General features: G+C 72.0%; 13 protein-coding genes, 4 tRNA genes and 1 other RNA gene. 9 read left to right on the forward strand and 9 right to left on the reverse strand.

The annotated features are described in order from the left end of the window. Nucleotides 1-317: 317 nt before the first annotated feature. Both ACFYYJ_RS03080 and ACFYYJ_RS03085 read left to right on the forward strand, forming a co-directional pair. The gene (locus tag ACFYYJ_RS03080; RefSeq protein ID WP_389127975.1) at nucleotides 318-548 is read left to right on the forward strand and encodes an excisionase family DNA-binding protein; all 231 of its coding nucleotides are present in this window, start codon (nucleotides 318-320) and stop codon (nucleotides 546-548) included. Nucleotides 549-557: 9 nt separating this feature from the next. Then, complete coding sequence (locus ACFYYJ_RS03085) at nucleotides 558-1823, forward strand: tyrosine-type recombinase/integrase (protein ID WP_389127977.1); 1266 nt, start codon at nucleotides 558-560, stop codon at nucleotides 1821-1823. A gap of 83 nt (nucleotides 1824-1906) precedes the next feature. Here the strand turns inward: ACFYYJ_RS03085 and ACFYYJ_RS03090 are convergent. Next, nucleotides 1907-1994 (reverse strand) — tRNA-Ser (locus ACFYYJ_RS03090). Between the two features lie 152 nt (nucleotides 1995-2146). Here ACFYYJ_RS03090 and ffs point away from each other — a divergent pair. The 6 genes from ffs to ACFYYJ_RS03120 all read left to right on the forward strand — a co-directional run bounded on the left by ffs (nucleotide 2147) and on the right by ACFYYJ_RS03120 (nucleotide 10602). Continuing rightward, an RNA gene (gene ffs, locus ACFYYJ_RS03095) (signal recognition particle sRNA small type) lies at nucleotides 2147-2245 on the forward strand. Nucleotides 2246-2310: 65 nt separating this feature from the next. Beyond that, the gene (locus ACFYYJ_RS03100; protein ID WP_389127979.1) at nucleotides 2311-4557 is read left to right on the forward strand and encodes a DNA polymerase III subunit gamma and tau; all 2247 of its coding nucleotides are present in this window, start codon (nucleotides 2311-2313) and stop codon (nucleotides 4555-4557) included. A gap of 60 nt (nucleotides 4558-4617) precedes the next feature. Next, nucleotides 4618-5871 (forward strand): phosphoribosylamine--glycine ligase, encoded by a 1254-nt coding sequence (purD, locus tag ACFYYJ_RS03105; RefSeq protein WP_385363348.1) that lies wholly within the window; start codon nucleotides 4618-4620, stop codon nucleotides 5869-5871. A 298-nt stretch (nucleotides 5872-6169) separates the two neighbouring features. After that, nucleotides 6170-7837, forward strand: a complete 1668-nt coding sequence (locus ACFYYJ_RS03110) for a hypothetical protein (RefSeq protein WP_389127982.1) — start codon at nucleotides 6170-6172, stop codon at nucleotides 7835-7837. 198 nt (nucleotides 7838-8035) lie between these two features. Continuing rightward, nucleotides 8036-9541 (forward strand): N,N-dimethylformamidase beta subunit family domain-containing protein, encoded by a 1506-nt coding sequence (locus ACFYYJ_RS03115; RefSeq protein ID WP_389127984.1) that lies wholly within the window; start codon nucleotides 8036-8038, stop codon nucleotides 9539-9541. Nucleotides 9542-9699: 158 nt separating this feature from the next. Then, nucleotides 9700-10602, forward strand: coding sequence for a phosphoribosylaminoimidazolesuccinocarboxamide synthase (locus ACFYYJ_RS03120; RefSeq protein ID WP_385126539.1), 903 nt, complete (start codon nucleotides 9700-9702; stop codon nucleotides 10600-10602). A gap of 45 nt (nucleotides 10603-10647) precedes the next feature. Here the strand turns inward: ACFYYJ_RS03120 and ACFYYJ_RS03125 are convergent. From ACFYYJ_RS03125 to ACFYYJ_RS03160, 8 genes are all read right to left on the reverse strand, one after another. After that, nucleotides 10648-10720 (reverse strand) — tRNA-Gly (locus ACFYYJ_RS03125). A 23-nt stretch (nucleotides 10721-10743) separates the two neighbouring features. Further along, entirely contained in the window at nucleotides 10744-11355 is a 612-nt protein-coding gene (locus tag ACFYYJ_RS03130) for a response regulator (protein WP_389127986.1), read from the reverse strand. Further along, entirely contained in the window at nucleotides 11352-12587 is a 1236-nt protein-coding gene (locus ACFYYJ_RS03135) for a sensor histidine kinase (protein WP_389127988.1), read from the reverse strand. The genes ACFYYJ_RS03130 and ACFYYJ_RS03135 overlap by 4 nt, the downstream gene beginning before the upstream one ends. 21 nt (nucleotides 12588-12608) lie before the next feature. Continuing rightward, complete coding sequence (locus ACFYYJ_RS03140) at nucleotides 12609-13403, reverse strand: ABC transporter permease (protein ID WP_389127990.1); 795 nt, start codon at nucleotides 13401-13403, stop codon at nucleotides 12609-12611. After that, the gene (locus ACFYYJ_RS03145; RefSeq protein ID WP_389127992.1) at nucleotides 13400-14323 is read right to left on the reverse strand and encodes an ABC transporter ATP-binding protein; all 924 of its coding nucleotides are present in this window, start codon (nucleotides 14321-14323) and stop codon (nucleotides 13400-13402) included. The genes ACFYYJ_RS03140 and ACFYYJ_RS03145 overlap by 4 nt, the downstream gene beginning before the upstream one ends. Nucleotides 14324-14467: 144 nt before the next feature. Further along, a tRNA-Gly gene (locus tag ACFYYJ_RS03150) sits at nucleotides 14468-14540 on the reverse strand. 72 nt (nucleotides 14541-14612) lie between these two features. Next, nucleotides 14613-14684: transfer RNA gene (locus ACFYYJ_RS03155), tRNA-Gly, on the reverse strand. A gap of 88 nt (nucleotides 14685-14772) precedes the next feature. Then, nucleotides 14773-15090, reverse strand: coding sequence for an Lsr2 family protein (locus ACFYYJ_RS03160; RefSeq protein ID WP_385363340.1), 318 nt, complete (start codon nucleotides 15088-15090; stop codon nucleotides 14773-14775). Nucleotides 15091-15416: 326 nt separating this feature from the next. On the opposite strand from ACFYYJ_RS03160, the gene purS reads away from it, so the two are divergent. Next, a complete protein-coding gene (gene purS, locus ACFYYJ_RS03165) occupies nucleotides 15417-15662 on the forward strand; it encodes a phosphoribosylformylglycinamidine synthase subunit PurS (protein ID WP_365172338.1) in 246 nt (81 codons plus the stop codon). The last annotated feature ends 2 nt before the right edge of the window (nucleotides 15663-15664 follow it).

The raw sequence follows: 15664 nt of genomic DNA on the forward strand, positions 1-15664 counted from the left end.
AAGGGAAGGACTGCGTCACCCGCGTCACCACCAGCCGCGAAATCGCCTGTGACCTGCGGATACGAGGGTGACGCAGACGGCCCACGGCCGCGTCATCCTGCGTCACCTGCGTCACCGCCCCACGTCACCCGATGACCCAGGTGACGCAGACCGGTGACGCACGCCCACCCCCTATGTCACCCAAAGTCGCAGGTCAGCGCGCTAAATGACGTAGGTGACGCGATGACGCAGAAATCCGGAGGTCGGACAGGTGCGGACCTGTGAGAAGCCTGCAATCGGCCTGTTGCCGATACCCAACAGCCCTGGAGAGAGGACGCATGACCACGTACGAGCCGGAACAGACCATCGACCCCACCGTCGTCCTGCTGACGGTCGAGGAGGCCGCTCGCCGCCTCAGGATCGGCCGAACGCTCTGCTTCCGGCTGATCGGGACCGGCGAGCTGGAGTCCGTGCCCGTGGGCCGCCTGCGCAGGGTCCCCGCCGCCGCCGTGCACGAGTACGTCGCCCGACTCCGAGCCACGCGCGGAACCGCCGCGCCGGCCGCCTGAGAGGAATCCGTGGAAGAGAAGAGCAAGCGCACCCGCCAGCCCAACGGGGCGTCGACCATCTACCTGGGGAAGGACGGCAAGTGGCACGGCCGCGTCACCGTCGGCGTGCGGCCCGACGGCAAGCCCGACCGACGCCACGTCGAGCGCAAGACCCGAGCCGAGGTCACGGAAGCGGTTCGCGAGTTGGAGCGGCAGCGCAAGGACGGAACCGTGCGCAAGGTCGGGCAGCAGTGGACCGTCAAGACGTGGCTTGAGCACTGGGTGGAGAACATCGCCAAGAAGTACGTCAGCGAGAACAGTTACGACGGCTACGAGGTGGATGTTCGGGTCCACCTTGTGCCCGGCCTCGGGGCCCACAAGCTGGAGCGGCTGGAGCCCGAGCACCTGGAGGAGTTCTACTCCCGGATGCAGAAGAACGGCAGCGCCGCCGGGACAGCGCACCACGTGCACCGGACCATCCGGGTCGCCCTGAGCGAAGCGGTCCGGCGGGGCCACGTGCCCAAGAACGTCGCCGAGATCGCCAAGGCCCCGCGGCTCGAAGAGGAGGAGATCGAGCCGTACACGATCCAGGAGATTCAGAGCCTCCTGCTGCAGGCTTCCAAGCTTCGCAACAGTGCTCGCTGGGTCATCGCCCTCGCCCTGGGGCTTCGCCAGGGCGAGGCGCTCGGGCTCATGTGGGAGGACGTCTACCTGGACGCCGGGTACATCCGGATCCGCAAGAACCGCCTGCGGCCCAAGTACGCGCACGGCTGCACGGAACCCTGCGGCCGTAAGCCCGGGTACTGCCGTCAGCGCCAGCAGATCCGGCGGGAGTACAAGAACACCAAGTCCCGCGCCGGCCGCCGCACCATCGGACTGCCGGGGCCGCTCATCAAGCTTCTCCAGAAGCACCAGGAGGAGCAGCAGCGTGACAGGCAGGAGGCCGGGGACGGGTGGGAGGACAAGGGGTACGTCTTCGCGCAGCCGACCGGCGGCCCGCTCATCCCCAACACGGACTACCACCTGTGGAAGCAACTGCTGGAGGACGCAGGGGTGCGAGACGGGCGTCTGCATGACGCACGCCACACCGCCGGGACGGTGCTGCTGCTCCTCCGAGTCCCGGATGTGGTCGTCGACGCGATCATGGGTTGGGAGCCGGGAGGGTCCGCCCGGATGCGAGCCAGGTACATGCACGTCACCGGGCCTCAGCTTGCGGCGGTCGCCCAGCAGGTCGGAGACGCGCTCTGGGGCGCGTCCGAAGCCGAGGAAGAGGCCGGCGCGATCGACCAGCAGTAGGGCCCCGCAGCCCAAGTGAGACGGAAACTGAGACGGGAAAACGCCAGAGGGCCGGACCGCTTTCGCGATCCAGCCCTCTGAGCTGGCGGAGGATACGAGATTCGAACTCGTGAGGGGTTGCCCCCAACACGCTTTCCAAGCGTGCGCCCTAGGCCACTAGGCGAATCCTCCGCCGCAAACAATACAAGACGTTGAGGGGTGCTCGCGAACGTGATCGTCGGGCGGTGGAGTGGACCGGGGTCGGACCGGGGTCCGGTCGAGGCCCGGTCGGGGTCCGGTCGGGGTCCGGCTCGATTCCGGGGGCTTCCATCCGCTAGGGTGGGCGCAGCCCCTCACGTGGCGCTATCTCACCCAACTCCCCCAGGGCCGGAAGGCAGCAAGGGTAAGTGGGCTCTGGCGGGTGCGTGGGGGGCGCTTTGCGTTCCGGGGCGGGTCCGGAGGCGTCGGCGGGCCGCCGTTGTCGGTGGGCCCGGATAACCTCGTAGACGTGTCGTCCCTTGCGCTGTACCGCCGCTATCGCCCCGAGTCGTTCGCCGAGGTCATCGGGCAGGAGCATGTCACTGCCCCGCTGATGCAGGCCCTGCGGAACAACCGGGTCAATCACGCGTACCTGTTCAGCGGGCCGCGCGGCTGTGGAAAGACGACCAGCGCGCGCATCCTCGCCAGGTGCCTGAACTGTGAGCAGGGTCCCACTCCGGACCCGTGCGGCGAGTGCCAGTCCTGCCGTGACCTCGCCAGGAACGGGCCGGGGTCCATCGACGTCATCGAGATCGACGCCGCCTCCCACGGTGGTGTGGACGATGCCCGTGACCTGCGGGAAAAGGCCTTCTTCGGGCCCGCGTCCAGCCGGTACAAGATCTACATCATCGACGAGGCCCACATGGTCACCTCGGCGGGCTTCAACGCCCTGCTGAAGGTGGTCGAGGAGCCGCCGGAGCACCTCAAGTTCATCTTCGCCACCACCGAGCCCGAGAAGGTCATCGGGACCATCCGCTCCAGGACGCACCACTACCCCTTCCGGCTCGTGCCGCCCGGCACGCTGCGGGACTACCTCGGTGAGGTCTGCGGGCGCGAGGGCGCGCAGGTCGAGGACGGCGTGCTGCCGCTCGTCGTGCGCGCCGGCGCCGGATCCGTGCGTGACTCGATGTCCGTCATGGACCAGCTGCTGGCCGGTGCGGGTGAGGAGGGTGTGACGTATGCCATGGCCACCTCCCTCCTCGGCTACACGGAGGGCGCGCTGCTCGACTCCGTCATCGACGCGTTCGCCTCGGGGGACGGCGCCGCCGCCTTCGAGGTCGTCGACCGGGTGGTGGAGGGCGGGAACGACCCCCGGCGCTTCGTCTCCGACCTGCTGGAGCGGCTGCGCGACCTCGTGATCCTGGCCGCCGTGCCCGACGCCGGGGAGAAGGGGCTGATCGACGCCCCCGCCGATGTCGTGGAGCGGATGCAGGCCCAGGCGTCCGTCTTCGGGGCCGCCGAGCTGTCGCGCGCCGCCGATCTGGTCAACACCGGCCTGACCGAGATGCGCGGCACGACCTCGCCGCGGCTGCAGCTGGAGCTGATCTGCGCCCGCGTGCTGCTGCCGGCCGCCTTCGACGACGAGCGGTCCCTCCAGGCCCGGCTCGACCGACTGGAGCGCAGCGGGGCCGCCGCCTTCGCCGCCGGGCCGCCGCCCGGCATGCCGCCCGCCATGGGCTACGTACCCGCGCCCGAGGCGCACGGCATGGCGCCCGTCGGCCCGGGCGGAGGCGTCGCCGCCGCACGTGCCGCCGTACAGGCCCAGGCGCCCCAACAAGCCCCGGTCCAGCCCCAGCCCCAGCCCCAGCCCCAGGCTCCGGCTCCCGTCGCCCCGCCCGTCGCCGTTCCCGAGCCGGTACGGGCGCCCGAGCCGGCGGCGCCGCCCGCCGCAGCCCCCGCCGCCGCCGGGGCCTGGCCGACCGCGGCCGCGCCCGGGCAGGGCATCCCCGCAGCGGCGCAGCCCCAGGCCGCGCCCGCGGCCCCCGCCCCGGGCGCCTGGCCCGGAGCAGGTGCCGGCGCCGGGGCCTGGCCGAGCGCGGCCGCCCCCGGTCAGGGAATCCCGGCGGCGGCCCAGGCCGCCCCCGCCGCGCCCGCCCCCGTGGCCGCGGCCCCCGCGGCCCCGCCGTCCCCGGGGATGGCCGCCGGAGCCGGCCAGGTGCAGGCGATGTGGCCGGGCATCCTGGAGGCCGTCAAGAACCGCCGCCGCTTCACCTGGATCCTGCTCAGCCAGAACGCCCAGGTCACGGGCTTCGACGGAACCACCCTCCAGCTCGGCTTCCCCAATCCCGGAGCCCGCGACAACTTCGCGAGCAGCGGCAGCGAGGACGTGCTCAAGTCGGTCCTGGCCGAGCAGTTCCAGGTCAACTGGAAGATCGACGCCGTGGTGGGCGGCGGCGGTGGCCAGCCCGCCCCCCAGGCCGGGTACTCGGCTCCGCCCGCGCCCGCCTACAGCCCGCCGCCCGCCGCCCCGCAGGCCCAGGCCCCGGCGCAGTCCCCCGCGCCGGCGCCCGCCCCGCAGCAGCCGCGGTACCAGCCGCCCCAGCAGTCCGCCCCCGCGTCGCAGCCGCCCGCGCAGCAGGCGCCCCCGCCCGTCGCCCCCGAGGACGACTTCGCGGAGGACGACGACCCGGACCTCGTCGAGAGCGCGCTGACCGGACACGACCTCATCGTGCGCGAGCTCGGAGCCACCGTTGTGGAGGAATACACGAACGAGTAGGGGCGTCCCATTGGGTGGCCGCACGAAAGGGAATCCGGAGCGCGGGCTACGCTTCATGGCGTGAAGGTCCTCGTCATCGGCGGCGGCGCCCGCGAACATGCCCTGTGCCGCTCTCTGTCCCTCGACCCCGACGTCTCCGCGCTGTACTGCGCCCCCGGTAACGCGGGGATCGCGGATGTGGCCGAGCTGCGGGACGTCGACCCCCTCGACGGCGACGCCGTGGCGCGCCTGGCCACCGAGCTCGACGCCGCCCTGGTCGTCGTCGGCCCGGAGGCCCCGCTGGTCGCCGGAGTCGGCGACGCCGTCCGCGCGGCCGGCATCCCCGTCTTCGGCCCGTCCGGCGAGGCCGCGCAGCTCGAAGGCTCCAAGGCCTTCGCGAAGGACGTGATGGCCGGGGCCGGCGTCCCGACCGCGCGCAGCTACCTCTGCACCACCCCGGAAGAGGTGGACGCGGCCCTCGACGCCTTCGGCGCCCCGTACGTCGTCAAGGACGACGGCCTCGCGGCCGGCAAGGGCGTCGTGGTCACCGAGGACCTCGCCGCCGCCCGCGACCACGCGCTGGCCTGCGACCGCGTGGTCATCGAGGAGTACCTCGACGGCCCCGAGGTCTCCCTCTTCGCCATCACCGACGGCGTCACCGTGCTCCCGCTCGTGCCCGCGCAGGACTTCAAGCGCGCGCTCGACGGCGACGAGGGCCCCAACACCGGTGGCATGGGCGCCTACTCCCCGCTGCCCTGGGCCGACCCGAAGCTGGTCGACGAGGTCATGGCGAGCGTGCTCCAGCCGACCGTCGACGAGCTCCGCCGCCGCGGCACCCCCTTCTCCGGCCTGCTGTACGCGGGCCTCGCGCTCACGAGCCGCGGCGTACGGGTCATCGAGTTCAACGCCCGCTTCGGCGACCCCGAGACCCAGGTGGTCCTGGCCCGGCTGCGGACCCCGCTCGCGGGCGTGCTGCTGAACGCGGCCAACGGCACCCTGGACACCCAGGCCGAGCTGCGCTGGAGCGAGGACGCCGCCGTGACGGTGGTCATCGCCTCCCACAACTACCCGGACACCCCCCGCACCGGGGACCCGATCGAGGGCCTCGCCGAGGTGGTCGCCGAGGACGGACCCGACGCGTACGTGCTGCACGCCGGCACCCGCCAGGAGGGCGACGCCGTCGTCAGCGCGGGCGGCCGCGTCCTGTCGGTGACGGCGACCGGTTCCGACCTGGCACAGGCCCGCGAGAAGGCGTATAAGGCCGTCGCGCGGATCCGGCTGGACGGATCGCAGCACCGTACGGACATCGCCGCCAAGGCGGCCCAGACCGGCTGAGCCCCCGCTGACCAGTGGCTACGCGGACCCGCGGGCCCGGTGCGCACACCCTGCGCCCGGGCCCGCGGGCGTGTTCGCGTACGAGTGCATCCGGCCGCGTTCGAACGCACCCAGCTTTACCCAAAGCCATTCCATCGGGTGATCTCACCCGGTCTGCCTGACGCCCGGACGAGCCCCAACTAGGGTGCGATTCCAAGCATTCCGGCACTTGGCCCACCGGCATTGCGATGTCAGTGGCGGGTGTCACAGTGGGGGAGTGAGCAACGTCGCCGCAGGGCAGAGGGGGTGAGGTCCGGCCGTGTCCGGAACCGGTTCGATCGTGGAAGTGAGCGCGCCGTCCGCGCGTTCCCGAGCCCTGGCCGTGCTGCGCGTGCGCAGTACGGCCCTGGCCCTCGGGCTGCTGCCCGCCGCCCTCGCGGTGGTGCTGGTGAGCGCCCGGATGACGGGCCGGCTGGCCGGTGACCCCTGGCCCGTGGTGACCCTCGTCGTCTGCGCGGTCGCCGCCCTGGTGCTGCTCGTCGGCGGGATCTTCGCCGCCGTGGTGCTGAGGGCGAGCCCCGCCGTGACGCCCACCGTGCCGCTCCCGGAGGGCTCCGCGCCCGATCTCTACCGGCTCGTACGGGATCTGGCCGACCGGATGGACGTCCCCGCTCCCTCCGCGATAGCCCTGACCCCGGACTGCGACAGCTGGCTGGAGGACCGCTCCCACGCGGCGCACCGCCAGGGCGGCATATCCACGGGTCCGGAGACGGAACCGGGAGCCGCCCCCGTGCTGGTGATCGGCTCGCCGTTCCTCTGGTGGATGCGCGTCGCCGAACTGCGGGCCGTGCTCGCTCCGGTCGTCGCCGGTACGGGACCTTCCGCGCACCCCGACATAGCCGACGCCCGCGGTTTCATCCGCGGACTGGACGCCGCCGTGGACGTGGGCAACCGCCGCGGCCTCGGCTGGATCGCCGCCGGCGCCCGGCTGCTGCTGCGGCTGTGTCGGGTGGACGCCGCCGAGATGGAGCGCGGGGTGGCCGTGGCCGCCTCGGACCGCGCACAGGGTGTGGACTACGGGCTGCGCATCGTCGCCCAGGAACAGGTCGGCCTCGCCTACGCGGGCTGGGACCGGCTGCTGACCCGGGTCGCGCTGCCCGCCTGGCGGATGGGCCGCTGGCCCGCGCACCTCGACGCCGGGGTGGTCTCCGCGCTGACCGAGCTGTCCCGACGGGACCGGCTGGCCGACGGGTTCGCCTCGCGGCTCGGCGAGCGCCCCGCCTGCGATCTGCTGGAGCGCCCCGGAGTGGTCGACGAGGCGGCCTCGCTGCTGGCCGCCCGGCTCTTCCACGGAGGTCCGGCCGAGGCCGGGCCGGACTGGTCCCCGGTGGACTGGGCCGCGTATCCGGAGGAGGTCGTGGACCGGAAGTGGCGCACCGAGGCGGCCCGGCTGCACGCCGCGCTGGACGCCCTGGCCGTCCCGGAGCGCCCGGGCACGGCCGCCGCCGTCGGCGCCCCCGCCTCCCCGGCGCCCGCCGGGGACGGCTTCGCCGGGCCCACCTTGGAGCGGGTGCTCGGCCACCTCACCGATCCCTCGGGCAGCGGTGCGGCCGGCGAGGCGCTGGCCGGGCGGCTCAGCGGGGACCTGGCCCGCGAGGAGCGGGCCGCCGGGGCCGCGCGCCCCCGGACCGCGAAGGAGCACGGCGGGGACTGCGTACCGCTCTTCCCGCTCCAGCCGCCGCGCACCGGGCGGGACCTGCTGGCCGACCACGTCACCGCGATGGTGTGCTGCGCCGCCGTGGACTCGGCGGGGGCGGCTCCCGGCCTCGACTGGCTGGACGGTCCGGTGCTGCTCGTCGACGGCGCCCGCTGCTCCGACCTGGCGCCGCTCGTGCTGTGCCTGGTCGAGGACGGGGACCCGGAGCCCCTGCGGAACTGGCTGGCGGAGTTCGGCGTACGGCCCGAGAAGCCCGTCCGGCTCGTCTGAGGGAACCCCCCGGGCTTCCGCGTCGGGCTTCCTCGCCGGGCTTCCCCCATCGGGCTACGGATCGCACGCACAACCGGATCCCAATGTTCCTATCACGTCAATTCGCGACGAACGGTGACGGACTGAGTGCGTTATGTGATGTGCTGGGACCGGCTCGACGCATGCACGTCCGGGGGAGCGAGGGAGGGGAGCGGGTACATGGGTGCGGACCAGATCCGGCGCTGGGAGTCAGGTGCGCTCGCGCACGCGGTGAACGACCCCTTCGGACAGGGCCCCCTGCCCTGGTTCCGGGGCAGCGAGCTCTACTTCGACGACACCGGCCACGTCGTCCCCTGGTACGTGGACCCGGCCGCAGCGGTGGCGGGCGCGGCCACCGGCACCGGCGCCGGCCGGATCCCCCGCGCCCGCGGCAACGGCGGCCCGCTCACCGCCGACGACGTGCACCGCCAGATCAAGGGCTTCGCCTCCACCGGAGCCGTCGCCCCCGGCGAGGCCATCGACTTCCACATCACCGTCGACCCGCCCCAGCAGTTCTCCGTCGACGTCTACCGGATCGGCCACTACGGCGGCGACGGCGCTTCGAAGATCACCACCAGCCCGCGGCTCTCCGGCATCGTCCAACCGGCGCCGCTGACCGCCGACCGGACCGTCTCCTGTCACCACTGGTGGCTGTCCTGGCGCCTCCAGGTGCCCTCCTACTGGAGCGTCGGCGCCTACGTGGCCGTCCTGACCACCGCCGACGGCTACCGCTCCCACATCCCCTTCACGGTCCGCGACGACCACCCCGCGGACCTGCTCCTCCTGCTCCCCGACATCACCTGGCAGGCCTACAACCTCTACCCGGAGGACGGTCGCACCGGCGCCAGCCTCTACCACGCGTGGGACGACGAGGGCCGCCTCCTCGGCGAGCAGGACGCGGCCACCACGGTGTCCTTCGACCGCCCCTACGCGGGCGCGGGCCTGCCCCTGCACGTCGGCCACGCCTACGACTTCATCCGCTGGGCCGAGCGCTACGGCTACGACCTCGCCTACGCCGACACCCGCGACCTGCACGCCGGCCGCGTCGACCCCAGCCGCTACCGCGGCCTGGTCTTCCCCGGCCACGACGAGTACTGGTCGGGCCCCATGCGCCGCACCGTCGAGCGCGCCCGCGACAACGGCACCTCGCTCGTCTTCCTCTCCGCCAACACCATGTACTGGCAGGTCGAGCTCGGCCCCTCCCCCTCCGGGGTCGACGACCGGCTCCTCACCTGCCGAAAACGCCGCGGCCCCGGCCGCCCCAGCCTCTGGCGCGAAGTGGACCGCCCCGAGCAGCAGTTGCTCGGAATCCAGTACGCGGGCCGGGTCCCCGAGCCCGCACCCCTGATCGTGCGCAACGCCTCGCACTGGCTCTGGGACTCCACCGGGGCAGGGGAGAACGACGAGCTGCCCGGCCTGGTCGCGGGCGAGGCCGACCGCTACTTCCCGCGCACCCAGCTCCCCGTGCACCAGGACCGGATCCTGCTCGCGCACTCCCCGTACCTCGACACCGAGGGCCACCGCCGCCACCAGGAGACCTCCCTGTACCGGGCCCCCAGCGGCGCCCTGGTCTTCGCCTCCGGCACCTTCGCCTGGTCCCCCGCCCTGGACCGCCCCGGGCACGTCGACGAGCGCGTGCAGCGGGCCACCGCCAACCTCCTCGACCGCATCTGCAAGAGGGACTGACCAGTTGGGGGGTGTCTTGCGGATCAGGCCGGGCTCGCGGCGTCTGGGGCCGCGCCTGATCCGCAAGACACCCCCCAAGCCGGACACCCCCTGGCCGGCGCGTGGGTCCCGGTACGCGAGAATGGACCCGCGCTCGTACAGAACCACAGGGAGACCCCGTGTCCGGATTCGTCGAAAAACCTGAGCCGGCGCAGGTGCCCGGCCTCGTCCACCTCCACACCGGGAAGGTGCGAGACCTCTACCGCGACGAGGACGGCCGTCTCGTCATGGTCGCCAGCGACCGCATGTCCGCCTTCGACTGGGTCCTGCCGACCGAGATCCCGGACAAGGGGCGCGTGCTCACCCAGCTGTCCCTGTGGTGGTTCGACCAGCTCGCGGACCTCGTCCCGAACCACGTCCTCTCCACCGACCTGCCCGCCGGCGCCCCCGCCGACTGGGCCGGCCGCACCCTGATCTGCAAGAACCTCGACATGGTCCCCGTCGAGTGCGTGGCCCGCGGCTACCTCACCGGCTCCGGCCTCGCCGAGTACGTGCAGACCCGCACGGTCTGCGGCCTCGGCCTCCCCGAGGGCCTCGTGGACGGCTCCGAGCTGCCCGGCCCCATCTTCACCCCGGCCGCGAAGGCCGAGGTCGGCGAGCACGACGAGAACGTCTCGTACGAGGAGGTCGCGCGCACCACCGGCGCCGAGACGGCCGCGCTGCTGCGCCAGACCACCCTGGCCGTGTACAGCCGCGCCCGCGACATCGCCCGCGAGCGCGGGATCATCCTGGCCGACACCAAGTTCGAGTTCGGCTTCGACGCGGACGGCACGCTCATCGCCGCCGACGAGGTGCTGACCCCGGACTCCTCCCGCTTCTGGCCCGCGGACCAGTGGGAGCCGGGCCGCTCGCAGCCCTCGTTCGACAAGCAGTACGTCCGCGACTGGCTGGCCTCCCCGGCCTCCGGCTGGGACCCGAAGGGCGAACTCCCGCCGCCGGCCCTCCCGACGCAGGTCGTCGCTCAGACCCGCGCCAAGTACATCGAGGCGTACGAGCGCCTGACCGGCCTGACCTGGTCCTGACGACGAAGAAGGCCCCGATCGATGATCGGGGCCTTCTTCGTTCTGAGCGGACAACGCGACTCGAACGCGCGACATCCACCTTGGCAAGGTGGTGCTCTACCAACTGAGCTATGTCCGCACTGCGCCGTAGCGCGAGAGCAACTATACCCAACCTCGGCGCCGTGCGAGACGCACTGCCGTGTGTCGGTTCTCCGCGCCCAGTTTCGTCGCCGCCGAGGACAGGTAGTTCCGCACCGTCCCCTGGGACAGCGAGGCCCGCTCCGCGATCTCCGCGATCGGCGCCCCGTCCGCCGCGAGCTCCAGCACCTCCGCCTCACGGGCGGTCAGCGGGGAGTCCCCCGCGCTGATCGCGTCGGCCGCCAACTCCGGGTCCACGTAACGCCCTCCGGTGTGCACGGTGCGGATCAGCTCCGCCAGCCGCTGCGCCGAAACCGTCTTCGGCGTGAAGGCCCGGACCCCCGCCGCCAGGGCCCGCTTCAGATGCCCCGGACGGCCGTGACTGGTCACGATCATGACCTTGCAATCGGGCAGTTCCGCCCGCAGGGTTGTGGCGACGCTCACACCGTCCGCCCCCGGCATCTGCAGGTCGAGCACCGCCACGTCCGGCCGGTGCGCCCGCGCCATGGCGATCGCCTCGGGCCCCGAGGCCGCCTCGGCGACGACCAGCAGGTCGTCCTCCAGCGAGAGCAGCGCCGCGAGCGCGCCCCGGATCAGGTGCTCGTCGTCGGCCAGCAGTACGCGTACGGGACTCATGCCCACGTCTCCAGTCGGTCGGTTCGCGATGCGGGTATCTCGGCGCGCAGCCGGAACCGGCCGCCGTCCACGGGCCCGGCGCTCAGGGTCCCGTCCAGGACGGCCAGCCGCTCGCGCAGCCCGGCCAGCCCCGATCCGGGCGGCCCGGCGGGGGCCTCGGGGGCCCCGTCGTTCTCCACGACCAGCGTCACGGCCCCCTCCTCGGACGCGGTGAGCCGGATCGCGCAGCTCTGCGCGTCCCCGTGCCGCAGGACGTTCGTCGTCGCCTCCCGCACCACCCAGCCGAGCGCGGACTGCACCTCGGCGGGCAGCCGGGGGCCGGCCTCGAAGTCGACCCGGCAGTCCATGCCGGCGGCGGTCAGCACCCCGCGGGCGCCCTCCAGTTCCACCGCGAGGTCCGCCTCCCGGTAGCCCCGCACGACGTCCCGTACCTCGCGCTGCGATTCCCGGGCGATCCGCTGGACCTCGATCATCTGTTCCACGGCCTCGGGCCGTTCGCGCCGGGCCAGCTGCACCGCCAGCTCGCTCTTGAGCGCGATCACCGCCAGGTTGCGGCCCATCACGTCGTGCAGGTCCCGCCCGAAGCGCAACCGCTCCTCGGCCACCGCGAGCTGCGCCTGCACCTCCCGGGCGCGGTCGAGTTCGTGGACCGTGCGCAGCAGCCACCCGGAGAACCCGCAGGTGAAGGAGAGGAAGGCGCAGGACACCAGGACCGCGACGAAGTACCCGATGATTTCGTCCGGTTCCAGGCCCAGCGCGGCGACGATCACCGCGGTCCCGGAGGCCGCGACCGGGGGAACGTACTTCATGTGTCGGACCTTCTCCATGGTGAGTACGAGGGATCCGCAGCCGAAGCAGCTCACCCCCATCACCAGGCCCGGAGCGGCGGACTCGTCGAGCGCGCCGAACCGGCGCAGGAGGAGGAAGAGCAGGACGGCCGCGGCGGTGAGGACCGTCACCAGCGTCGCGAGCGCGACCGGCCTCTCACGGCGGCCGCAGACGAAGTCCAGGGCCCTGGAGGAGAGGAAGCCGACGATGACGGAGTGGGCGCAGATCACCAGGAAGGTGGTGAGCGCCAGTGACCGGGGGGTGTCGTTTTCGGGGCCCGTGAAGGCCACCAGTCCGAAGGACACGATCTCCAGCAGCACGAAGAAGTGGAAGGACCAGCGCGTGTAGAGCTCGACCTTCCCCGCACTGCTGCGGTTCTTCCACCACCCGGTCAGCTTCGACACGTCCCCGTCCCCCGATCCGCCTCAGCGCCGCGGTTCCCAGCGGAACCACCGCTGGACAGCAAACACGGTGATCACGGTCCAGGCCAGCGCGCCCAGCCCGGCCACCAGCAGGTCCGTGCCGTCCGCCCCGCCGCTCCAACCGGCCCGCACCAGGGCCATCACCCCGCTCAGCGGCAGGAGTTCGCACACGGAGGCCAGTGCGTCCGGCAGCGTGTCCACCGGTACGAAGAGCCCCGAGCCGGCCGCCGTCACGACGAACAGGGGCATCGACGTGAGCCCCGCGGTCTCCACATTGCGGGTGAAGGCGCTGGTCAGCGCGGCCATTCCGGCCAGCACCACGATCCCCGCGAGGACGCCCGCCACGAGCAGCAGCGGGTTGCGCGGCATCGCCACGTCGAGGACGGCGGCCCCCGCGACCGCGAGGACGGTGCTCTGCCCGAGTGCCAGGACGGCGGCCGGCAGCGCGGTCCCGGTGAGGATCTCCAGGTCGTTGGCCTCGCCGGTCCGCAGCCTCTTGAGGACGAGCTCCTCGCGCCGGGCCACGTAGGCGGAGACCAGGTTCAGGTACACGACGAGGACCAGCACCATGCCGATCCCGCCGGTCAGGGTGGCCTCGCCGACGGACGCCGTCCGGCCGGAGTCGCCCAGCGAGGACCGCAGGAGGAACACCATCAGCAGGGGCATCGCCAGCGCCACGCTCAGCGTGGCCCGGTTGCGCACCAGAAGGGTCAGTTCGGCGCGGCCCAGCGCGGTGAGCCGTCCGGGGTTCAGGGGCACGGGCTTCAGGGGCACGCGCTTCAAGGTCACGCCGTTCATCGGACTGCCGCCTCCTCACGTCGGTTCTGCGCGATTTCCAGGAAGGCCTCCTCCAGGGAGGCGGAGCGGGCGTCGAGCCCGGCCAGTTCCACGCCGGATTCCCGGGCCCAGCCGAGCAGTTCGGCGAGGTCCTGCTGGAGCCGGTCGGTACGGATCTCCACGCGCGGCCCGTCGGACGCCGCGTGGAGCGTGAGCGGCAGCCGGGCCGCCGGAACCCCGTCCGGCAGCGTGAACCGGATCCGGGACGGCCGGCTCGCCGTCACCTCGGCCGGGCGGCCCGACAGGACGATCTCCCCCTCGTGCAGGATCGCCAGCCGGTCGGCGAGTTCCTCGGCCTCCTCCAGGTAGTGCGTGGTCAGCACCACCGTGGTGCCCTGATCCCGCAGTTCCCGTACCAACGCCCAGGTGTCCCGGCGACCTTCGGGGTCCATGCCGGTGGTCGGCTCGTCCAGGAACAGCACCTCGGGCCGCCCCAGCAGGGCCGTCGCCAGGTCGAGCCGCCGCCGTTCGCCCCCGGACAGCTGCTTGACCCGTACGGAGGACCGCGCGGCCAGTCCGACCAGTTCCAGGACCTCGGCGGCGGGACGGGCGCCCGTGGTGACCCCGCTCCACGTCCTCAGGGTCTCGGCGACCGAGAGGTCGGAGGGGAAACCGCCCTCCTGGAGCATGACCCCGGTGCGCGGGCGGACCTCGGCCCGCCGTGCGTACGGGTCGAGCCCGAAGACCCGGACCCGCCCGCCGCTCGGCGCGGCCAGTCCCTCCAGCAGTTCGACGGTGGAGGTCTTGCCGGCGCCGTTGGTGCCGAGGAGGGCGAAGACCTCGCCCCGCGCCACGGAGAAGGAGACGCCCCGTACGGCCTCGAAGCCCCCGGCGTAGCCGCGGCGCAGGCCCTCTGCCTGGATCACTGTGTCGGTGGTCATGGATCAAGCCTCGCGGCGCCCGCACGCGGTCGGCAGTGCGCGCTGTCACGGCCCGGCATGACATTTGTCAGGACGGCCGTCGTGAGAAGCCGTGGAAATACGAAGAAGGCCCCGATCGCAATGATCGGGGCCTTCTTCATACAGAGCGGACGACGCGACTCGAACGCGCGACATCCACCTTGGCAAGGTGGTGCTCTACCAACTGAGCTACGTCCGCAAGCAGTGCACTGCCGGGGCAGTACGTGCATCACTCTACCCGATCCACCGAGGTGGTCGGAAAGCGATACAGAGCGGGTGACAGGGATCGCACACTGCGCCTTCCCTCTGGAAGAGGGATGTTCTGCTACTGAACTACACCCGCACGACCTTCGGGGTCTTGCCTTTCGGCCTGGCCCCTCGGCGTGATCCAGACTCTAGCCGATCCATGGGGGTGGATGGCAAATCGGCCCTCAGTGCGCGGCGTTGTAGGCCTCGTAGATCTTCTTCGGGATGCGGCCGCGCGGCGGGACCTCGAACTGGTTGGCGCGGGCCCAGGCCCGGACGACCGCGGGGTCGGGGGCGATGGACGTGTGCTTGAACACCTTCCCCGAGCGGGACTGCCGGCGGCCGGCGGCCACGAAGGGGGCCAGGCCCTTCCGCAGTTTCTTTGCGTTCGCCACATTGAGGTCGATCTCGTAGGACTTTCCGTCCAGAGCGAACACGACCGTCTCCGCCGCTTCTCCGCCATCGATGTCATCGGAGAGCGTGACCACTACGCGCTGCGCCACGGATATCGGTCCCTTCGGTGCGACGTGCCACGCGCTGACGTGCGGCGATGTCGCCTGTGTGGATGTTTCGGGGCAATGCGTCTTTGAACAGGAATCCTGACTGATTCCTTTGTACCGCGATTCCCATTGCATTGCGAAGCCCAGTTAATTCTCTCCGCGTGTCCCGCCGCAATGCCGGGCGCGTGTTTTTCCGGCGGATTTTGCGAAGCGTTGGTGAAGCCGAAACGGGTCGGTGATCATGCCCTCTCGATATCTACCCGCGTAGAAATTTTGGCCGGGTACGCTGAGGGAACCGCCTTGCACCAACCACCTCATCGGGAGTGCCAGTGGCACGCGTCGTAGTCGACGTCATGCTCAAGCCGGAGATCCTCGACCCCCAGGGCCAGGCGGTGCAGCGTGCACTGCCGCGCCTGGGCTTCGCGGGGATCGCCGACGTCCGCCAGGGGAAGCGTTTCGAACTGGAAGTGGAGGGACCGGTCGACCAGGCCGCCCTCGACCGCATCCACAAGATGGCCGAAACGTTCCTCGCCAACACCGTCATCGAAGACTTCACCGTGAAGGTCGAGGCCTGACG

It is taken from the genome of Streptomyces sp. NPDC002467 (genome assembly GCF_042889825.1).
Taxonomy (GTDB): domain Bacteria; phylum Actinomycetota; class Actinomycetes; order Streptomycetales; family Streptomycetaceae; genus Streptomyces.

What these genes read in the sequence shown, in the direction of transcription:
- ACFYYJ_RS03080 (WP_389127975.1), top strand. Translation starts at nt 318, where the DNA reads ATGACCACGTACGAGCCGGAACAGACCATCGACCCCACCGTCGTCCTG.
- ACFYYJ_RS03115 (WP_389127984.1), top strand. Translation starts at nt 8,036, where the DNA reads ATGGGTGCGGACCAGATCCGGCGCTGGGAGTCAGGTGCGCTCGCGCAC.
- ACFYYJ_RS03130 (WP_389127986.1), bottom strand. Translation starts at nt 11,355, where the DNA reads ATGAGTCCCGTACGCGTACTGCTGGCCGACGACGAGCACCTGATCCGG.
- ACFYYJ_RS03140 (WP_389127990.1), bottom strand. Translation starts at nt 13,403, where the DNA reads ATGAACGGCGTGACCTTGAAGCGCGTGCCCCTGAAGCCCGTGCCCCTG.
- ACFYYJ_RS03145 (WP_389127992.1), bottom strand. Translation starts at nt 14,323, where the DNA reads ATGACCACCGACACAGTGATCCAGGCAGAGGGCCTGCGCCGCGGCTAC.